This window comes from Streptomyces sp. SID3343 (assembly GCF_009865215.1).
Taxonomy (GTDB): Bacteria; Actinomycetota; Actinomycetes; order Streptomycetales; family Streptomycetaceae; genus Embleya.
Window position 1 is genome coordinate 1 of sequence record NZ_WWJX01000623.1, and the last position, 8301, is coordinate 8301.

The 8301-nt window shown below is 70.3% G+C and carries 6 protein-coding genes; 2 read left to right on the forward strand and 4 right to left on the reverse strand.

Features of this window, described 5'->3' with window-relative positions:
- The 3 genes from GT354_RS19390 to GT354_RS19400 all read right to left on the reverse strand — a co-directional run.
- Nucleotides 1-1003: SPFH domain-containing protein (locus tag GT354_RS19390; RefSeq protein WP_346012089.1), on the reverse strand; the 1003-nt coding region annotated here is incomplete at its 3' end.
- Between the two features lie 249 nt (nucleotides 1004-1252).
- Nucleotides 1253-1660, reverse strand: coding sequence for an NfeD family protein (locus GT354_RS19395; protein ID WP_161357566.1), 408 nt, complete (start codon nucleotides 1658-1660; stop codon nucleotides 1253-1255).
- 145 nt (nucleotides 1661-1805) lie between these two features.
- A complete protein-coding gene (locus GT354_RS19400; RefSeq protein WP_161357562.1) occupies nucleotides 1806-2612 on the reverse strand; it encodes an ABC transporter ATP-binding protein in 807 nt (268 codons plus the stop codon).
- A 172-nt stretch (nucleotides 2613-2784) separates the two neighbouring features.
- Between GT354_RS19400 and GT354_RS19405 the strand changes: the two genes are divergently transcribed.
- Complete coding sequence (locus GT354_RS19405) at nucleotides 2785-3561, forward strand: hypothetical protein (RefSeq protein WP_161357563.1); 777 nt, start codon at nucleotides 2785-2787, stop codon at nucleotides 3559-3561.
- 179 nt (nucleotides 3562-3740) lie between these two features.
- Here GT354_RS19405 and GT354_RS19410 read toward each other — a convergent pair whose 3' ends face one another.
- On the reverse strand, nucleotides 3741-6341 hold the full coding sequence (locus tag GT354_RS19410; protein ID WP_161357564.1) for an FHA domain-containing protein: 2601 nt from the start codon (nucleotides 6339-6341) through the stop codon (nucleotides 3741-3743).
- A gap of 629 nt (nucleotides 6342-6970) precedes the next feature.
- Between GT354_RS19410 and GT354_RS19415 the strand changes: the two genes are divergently transcribed.
- Nucleotides 6971-8301: streptophobe family protein (locus GT354_RS19415; RefSeq protein WP_161357565.1), on the forward strand; the 1331-nt coding region annotated here is incomplete at its 3' end.

Sequence of the window (8301 nt, forward strand, 5' to 3'; positions counted from 1 at the left end):
CGGGGGTGCCGTTGGCGAGCGGAGGCTTGCGGCCCGGCGGGACCGACGGCGTACTCTCCGAGCCCGGCCACGCGGGCTCCTCCTCGATCGGCACGCTCGGTACGCGGTGCGCCGGGCCCCCGCCGTTGGGGGACAGGTTGCCGACGACGTCGCCGATGCCTTCCAGTGCCCGGGTGACCTCGCTGGGCAGGATCCACAGCTTGTTCGAACTGCCCTCGGCGATCTTCGGCAGCATCTGGAGGTACTGGTAGGCGAGCAGCTTGTTGTCGACGCCGCCCGAGTGGATCGCCTCGAAGACGGTCTCGATCGCGCGCGCCTCACCCTCGGCGCGGATCACGGCGGCCTGCCGCTCACCCTCGGCCCGCAGCACGGCGGCTTCCTTGTCACCTTCGGCGGTGAGCACCTGCGACCGCTGGTGGCCCTCGGCCGTCAGGATCGCCGCGCGCTTGTCCCGCTCGGCGCGCATCTGCTTCTCCATCGAGTCCTGGATGGAGGGCGGCGGCTCGATCGCCTTGAGCTCGACCCGGTTGACGCGGATGCCCCAGCGCCCGGTCGCCTCGTCGAGTACCCCGCGCAGTCCCGCGTTGATCTCCTCACGCGAGGTCAGCGTCTGTTCGAGGTCCATGCCACCGATGATGTTGCGCAGCGTCGTGATGGTCAGCTGCTCGATCGCCTGGATGTAGTTGGCGATCTCGTAGGTGGCCGCGCGCGGGTCGGTGACCTGGAAATAAATGACCGTGTCGATCTGGACGACGAGGTTGTCCTCCGTGATGACCGGTTGCGGCGGGAACGGGACGACCTGTTCACGCAGGTCGATCATCTGCCGGATGCGGTCGATGAAAGGCACGAGGATGTTGAGTCCGGCGTGCAAGGTGCGGGTGTAGCGCCCGAAGCGCTCGACGATGGCGGCACTCGCCTGGGGGATCACCTTGACCGTCTTGACCAGGGCGACGACCACCAGCAGTACGAGTACGACCAGGACGATGACGGCGGTGGCCTTCACGATCTCTCCCGAGGTCCTGCTTGCCTGCGGCTGCCTCTGAAATTCAGGGCGTCTTCGACACTAGAGGTTCACGGGCCCGCGTGGGACTTCAACACGGTCGGCTCAGCCGACCGATCGTCACACAAAGCACTCCACGCCTCGCCCGAAGCACACAACACGCAACGCACATTTCACGACACACGTCACACAACACCCAACCCGAACGTCGAACGCCAACGCGCAACGCCCGACGCCCGAATGCCCATTGCCCTACATGACCACGGCAGTCGCGCCCACGATGTCCGCGACGTCCACTCGCGAGCCGGGTTCGAACACGGCCGTGGCGTCGAGACTGCGTGCCGACCACACTTCGCCCGCGAGCTTGATCCGGCCACCGTTCTCGTCGACGCGCTCCAGGACCACGGCGGAGGTGCCCTTGAGGGCATCGATGCCGGTGCGTGATCCGGGCGAGTTGTTGTGCCGCACGACGATCGGCCGCACGAACACGAGCAGCGCGATCGACACGAGGGCGAACACGATGCACTGGATCAGGAAGTTGCCGCCGAATCCGGCCGCGGCAGCCGCGGCGGCGGCACCGACCGCGAACATGCCCATCTCCACGAAGGAGGTGAGCACGCCGAAGATGCCGAACGCCCCTACCGCGATGAGCCACCACATCCATGGGTCCACGCGTTCATCGTAGGTCGTGGACGTCCGGATGAGCAGGTGCTTCTCGGACGAATGATCAGCGAACCGCCCCGCGATCGACGCACACCGCCCCACCGGATCGCGCCGCGCGATCGGTTCGCACCGCCTCGCCGGATCAAACCTGCGGCGGCGGCCCCATCGGCAGACCGCGTGCGGACCAACGCCCGTGCTGCTGCTCGACGATCAACGGCAACCCGAAACACCGGGACAGATTCCGCGAGTTGAGCGTGTCGGCGATCGGCCCCGCGACCAGGACCTGCCCCTGACGAATCATCAGAATGTGGGTGAAGCCCGGCGGGATCTCCTCCACGTGGTGGCTCACCATGATCAGCGACGGCGCGTACGGGTCCTGGGCCAACGCACCGAGCCGGCGCACCAGATCCTCACGCCCGCCGAGGTCGAGACCGGCGGCCGGCTCGTCCAGGAGCAGCAGTTCGGGGTCGGTCATCAGCGCCCGGGCGATCTGTACGCGCTTGCGCTCGCCCTCCGAGAGGGTCCCGAAGCGACGCTCGACGTATTCCGCCATGCCGAGCTGGTCGAGCAGCCGACGGGCGCGCCACTCGTCCTCGGTGTCGTAGCGCTCGTGCCACTTGGCGGTCATGCCGTAGGCCGCGGTCAGCACGATGTCCAGGACCCGCTCGCGCCGCGGCAGCTTGTCGGTCAGCGCGGCCGAGGCCATCCCCACTCGCGGTCGCAGCTCGAACACGTCGACACCGCCGAGCTTCTCGCCGAGCACCGCGACGGTACCCACGGTGGGGAACATGTACGTCGACGCCAGTTGCAGCAGTGTGGTCTTGCCGGCGCCGTTGGGGCCGACGACGACCCAGCGCTCGCCTTCCGCGACCGACCAGGTGACCTGGTCCACCAGGGGGCGACCGTCGCGCACCACCGATACGTCAACCAGTTCGAGTACGTCGCTCATCGCCTGCCAGCTCCCCATCGTGCGCTACGCCGCCGGGCGACACCCCGTCGTGTGGGATCGCCGCCTCGCTCAGTGGTCCCGCGTTGTTGCACCCGGTCCGGGAGAAACCTATGACACCGGGTGGCCTCCGGTCGTGTCCGGGAGCGCTGTGACCACCCTTACGCTTGTTCACATGCTTGCCGAACCCCGCTCCGGACTCCTCGTCGCATGGGGCAACGCCCTGCTGACCGGGAACGTTCCGCCCGACGACGCGGTCTCCGAGATAGTCGGTACGGACGAACCGCATCGCGTGACGGGCGTGCCGGGCGAGCCCGTACCCGTCGGGTTGTCCCTGGCCCTGGGCCGGCTGCGGGCGCTCGGCGTGACGGGCCTGCGCCTGGCCCTGCCGGTCTCCGGCGACCCGCTCGCGCTGCCCGGCCCGCCGACCTTCAACGACCTCGCCCTGCACGCGGGCGAGGCGGCCGTCACGGTGGGCGCGCCGGGGACCGCGTACGGCCTGGTGCCATCGGTGACCACGCACGGCCCCGCGGGCGACACGACGGTACGAGTGGCCTGGACCATGGTCGAGGTGTCCGACCGCCCCGCCCCGGGCCCTTTCCTGGCCGAGGCGGAACGCGAACTGGCGGAGGCGATGCGCGACGCGACCGACGATCTGCTCCGGCTCGACGTCGCGGCGAGCGGGCCGGCGGCGCAGCGGGCCCTGGCGGCGCTGTACCGCAAGGATTCCGACATCCGGGTGGTCCCGGGCCGGCCCGGTCGGGCAGGTCGGGTGCTGGACCAGGCACGGCGCATCCACGCGGTCCTGGCGGTGGCCTCCGGCGAGGACGGCGCCGCGGTCACCGCCGCGGAGATCTCGGCCCGACTCGGCGCGCTCGCTCCGTTGGAGCGGGCTTGCCGGCGGGCCATGGTGGCAGCGTACGGCGCCGCCTTGGAGCCTGACCGGGCCTAGCTCGTGGCCGCGTGGCCCGGGTATGGGTTGCCCCCGCCGGGGTGGCTGCGCTGCGGCGGTTCCCACCGGCACCACCCGTTGCGTTTGCGTGCCGGGCCGCGGTTCCACCGCGCCGGGGGCGGCGTGGTCGGCCTGGTGGCTCCGGCCCCGACTCCGGTTCGCTCGGTGTCCCCCCGCGCCTACTGCCCTCGTCGGCGCTTCGTCTTCGGGTCCAGCCTGCGCAGCAAGAGCAGCGCGATCGTGCCGTACACCGCGATCTGGCCCACCAGGATGCCGATGTTGCGGTACCAGACGGCCGGGTCGTGTTTCCACAGCGGGTCGGGTGACTCGCCTTCCTTGCGCGGGAGTTGGGTGGCCAGGTCTATCGTGCTCGCGCTGGCCGCGAAGGCCCATCTCGCCGGGGCCAGCCACGCGATCTGTTCGATGCCGGCCTTTCCGTTGAGCGGGAACAGACCACCGCACAGCACCACTTGGACAATGGCGATCACCACGAGCAGCGGCATCGCCAATTCCGCACTGCCGATCGCCGCCGAGACCACCAGTCCCACCGCCATGGCCGCTATCGCGGACAGCACCACCGCGATACCGATCTCGATGATCGGCGGGCTCAGCACGACGCCCTTGGCCGGCAGTTTGATACCGACCAATGCCACTGCGGTCAGCACGATTCCCTGAAGCGTCGAGATCAATCCCAGCACGATGATCTTCGACCCGAGATACGCCGACACCGAAAGCCCGGCACTTCGCTCGCGCCGATAGATCGCGCGTTCCTTGATCAGCTCGTTGACGGCCGTCGCGGTGCCCATCAGGCCGCTGATCACGAACAGTACGAGCAGCTTGGTGGACGCCTCCTGGTTCGAGCCCGGCGGAGCCCCCTCGGCCATCACCAACCTGCCCGGGATCACCCGGCACAACATGCCCAGGAACAACGGCGCCATCGCCAGCAGCGCCAGGTACTTCCGGTCCGACGCGATGACCGCGAGGTAGCGCCGGGACAGCGTCGCGAGCTGCGCGAACCACCCCTGCCGCTTGGGCGGTTTGGCCTGGGGACGGTCGCCCTGGACGGCGTGCGCGCGGTCGCGCCCGACCTCTATGTACCTCCCGTACAGCTCGGATCGGCGGAACGGGCCCTCGTAATCGCCGTCCGGCTGTTCGTCGAACAGCTTGAAGACCTCGGGCCAGTCGCTCTTGCCGAAGAACGGCAGCGCCTCGTCCGGCGGTCCGAAGAACGCGATCCGGCCGCCCGGCGCGAGTACCAGAACCCGGTCGCACACGTTCAGGCTGCGCGTGCTGTGCGTGACCACGATGACCGTACGGCCGTCGTCGGCCAGTTCGCGCAGCTTCTCCATCACCGAGCGTTCCAGGCCCTCGTCGAGACCCGACGTCGGTTCGTCCAGGAACAACACGGACGGTTTGGTGAGCAGTTCGACCGCGACGCTCACCCGCTTGCGCTGGCCGCCCGAGAGGCTGCTGACCCTGGTGTCGGCGTAGGGCGAGGTGGCGCCGCGTGGCATCTTGTCCAGGCTCAGTTCGCCGATGACCTCCTCGACCCGGCGCTCGCGCTCGGACGCGTCGGTGTCCTCGGGGAAGCGCAGCCGGGCCGCGTAGCGCAGGGCCGTGCGCGCGGTGAGCTGTGCGTGCAGGATGTCGTCCTGCGGCACCAGGCCGATGCGTTGGCGCAGTTCGGCGTTGTTGGCGTACAGGTCGCGGCCGTCGTAGAGGATCTTGCCGCTCGCGGCGCGGCGGCTGCCGGTGAGCGCGCCCAGCAGGGTCGACTTGCCCGCGCCCGACCCGCCCACGATGGCCAGCAGGTTCTTCTCGGCGAGCGGGAAGGACACGTTGTCGAGCAACACCCGCTTGCCGGCCGTGACCGTCAGGTTCTGCACCTCCAAGGACACTTCGCCCGTGTCGATGAACTCGCGCAGTTCCTGCCCGTCGAGTTGGAACGTGGCGTGCCCGATGCCGACCAGGTCGTTCGAGCCGACCGTGCCGCGTTCGACCGGTTGGCCGTTGAGGAACGTGCCGTTGTGGCTGCCGAGGTCGACGATCTCGTGCCGGCCGCCGGGCGTGGTGCGCAGTTCGGCGTGGTGCCGCGAGACCATCAGGTCGGTCAGCACGAGGTCGTTGTCGAGCGCGCGGCCGATCCGCAGCGTCCGCATCGGGATCTGGATGACGACACTGGGCTGCCGGTCGACGCTCGGCCGCGGGTCGGCGGGCGGCCCGGACCCGATGTGCGCGCGCCCGGGGGTGCTTCGGCCCGGCGCCGATCTCGGCGGTTCGGAGCCGCGGGGCGGCGGTTCGGAACGCGGACCGGCTCCCTGGGGCGGACTCACATGTCGCGGGAACTCGAACTGCCCGGGAGGCTCGACGCGGCCCGGCGAAGGTTCGAGCCGGCCCGGCGGCGGCTCGACGCGGCCCGACGCCTCCGGCACCTGCCCGCTGTCGGGGTGCGCGATGCGCGGGGGCACCACCTCGGTGACCGGGATCTCCGGAGCGAGCCGGAGCGGGTCGCCGTCGTCCGGGTCGCCGAGCAGCACCTCACAACCGCGGCCGACGACCACTCGGTGTACGCGATTGCCGCGCAACCACGAGCCGTTGACGCTGTCGGTGTCGACGAACTCCCAGCCGTCGGGCCCCACTCGCAGGATCGCGTGCCGGCGCGACACTCGACGATCGTCGAGCACGATCGCACAGGACGGATCGCGGCCGACGATGTGATCGCGCCCGGGATCGAGGATCGCGGGCGCACCGGCACTGGTGCCCACGGTCAGGTGCGGCACGGCCGGTCCTTCTGGTGTATAGCTGCCCCCCACCCTTCGAGAGTGTAGGGACCGCAAGCCCGCGCGGGCAGCCTTTCGCGAACGCAACCGTTCGGAACCACTCCGAAGAGGGATTCCAACATCAACTCCTCCGAATAACGCATGATCCAATTCGATCATTCACCGATCGGATCTTCACTTCCACTACTTCATTTCGAATCCCGGCCCGGATCATGACGACCCGTCAGTCACTCCCGTCCCTGCGCACGGGTGTACCTGCGCGGAATCCGTTGACGCACGGCCCACCGCGCTCGATAGTCGAGTTTGTCCCGAACAGCCGTCAGCCGGGTCCGTCGCACGTGACAGGAGCGGTCGTGTCCTGGAACCAACCGCCGAACCAACCACCGCACAACGAGCCCCCACACCACCAACCGCCGCACGGCGGACCGCCATTCGGCCAACCGCCGGCCGGCCCGCCACCGCACAGCCGAGGGCCGTACAGCCGGCCGACTCCCGGCCGGCAACAGCCCAATCCCCCGCAGCCCCGGCGGCCACAGCCCGGCCAACCACAGCCCCATCAGCCGCGGTTCCCCCAGGGTCCCCCGGCCGACACCAGGCAGCCCCCCGCCCCTCCGGCCCCTTGGGGTGGCGTGGAGCCGTGGCTGCACGCGTTGTTCGCGGTCGTGGCGGCCTTCGTGACGATGGCCGCGGCCGCCTGGCTCGCCCTGTGGCTCCTCGGCGCGAACGACCTCGGCGGCGGCACGATGCCGGCCCTGGTCGCAGCCGTGATCGCGCTCGCGGTGGGCGGCACGGTCGACCTCAAGGGCGCCGAACAGGGCGGTCCGAGCAACGACATCCTCAGCGGACTCACCGGCGACCTGACCCTGGCCCAGGGCACGGGCAAGGTCGACATCATGCTGCTCGGAATCGGCCTGATCGGCGCGCTCGTCCTCGGTTGGCTGTTCCTTCGCCCGCTTCGCCACCGGTTGGTGATCGGCGCGCTCGACCTGGTCCTGCACGGCGTACGCGTACTGATCTTCGCGACGGCCGCGCTCGGCGCCGTCGTCTCGCAGGGCTCGCACGCGCTGCCGATCGACAAGTTCGTGGCGGACATCGGCGGCGCCCGGGACCTGATGGGCATCTTCGACCTCGGCGCGGCGGCGAAGTTCGAGACCGACACCACGGGCACGCTCGTGTTCGGCGCGCTGTGGGTGCTGATCACCCTGCTCGTCACCGTCGGCGTGTCCGCTCGCGGCCCGCTGCCGCTCGCGTGGCTGCGCAAGCGCGCCGTCCTGCGCGCGCCCGTGGCCGGCCTGCTGGCGGTGTTGATCACCGCCGTCGTGGTGGGCGTCCTGGGCACGCCGTTCGTCGCGGCCTCGGCCCCGGCGCCCAAGCGGATGATCGGCGGCATGCTGTTCGCCCTGCCCAACGCGGTGTGGCTGCTCGTATCGCTCGGCCTGGGCATCCCGTGGAAGACCACGGGCGGCGGCGACTTCTCGTTCGGCCTACCCGGTCCGCTGGGCGAGCTGGTCAGGGCGTCGGGCGGCAAGGGGCTGCCGATCCGGATCGACCGGCTGGCCGAGTTGGACTCGCGCGCGTGGTTCGTACCGCTGTTCTCGGCCCTGCTGCTGCTGCTCGGCGGGACGATCACGGCGCTGCGCGCGCCGCCGTCGGTCAGGCCGATCCAACACGCGTGGCGGTTCGCGCTCACCCTCGCCGGCGGCCTGCTGGTCGTCGCGTACCTCATGCAGCTCCAGCTCAAGGTCGCGGTGAGCGTGCTCGGCGGCATGGTGGCGCCCGGGGCGTCCCTGTCGCTGCACGCCGACTACCTGTGGACGGCGCTGCTCGGCCTGCTGTGGGGCGCGTTCGCGGGCTTCATCGGCGGCTCGGTCGCCGACTGGGTGCGGTATCGCCGATCCGGCGACCTCGCGCCCATCCCCGTCGCGCGGCTCGCCCCCGGTTCGCCACCCCCTCCCCCGCC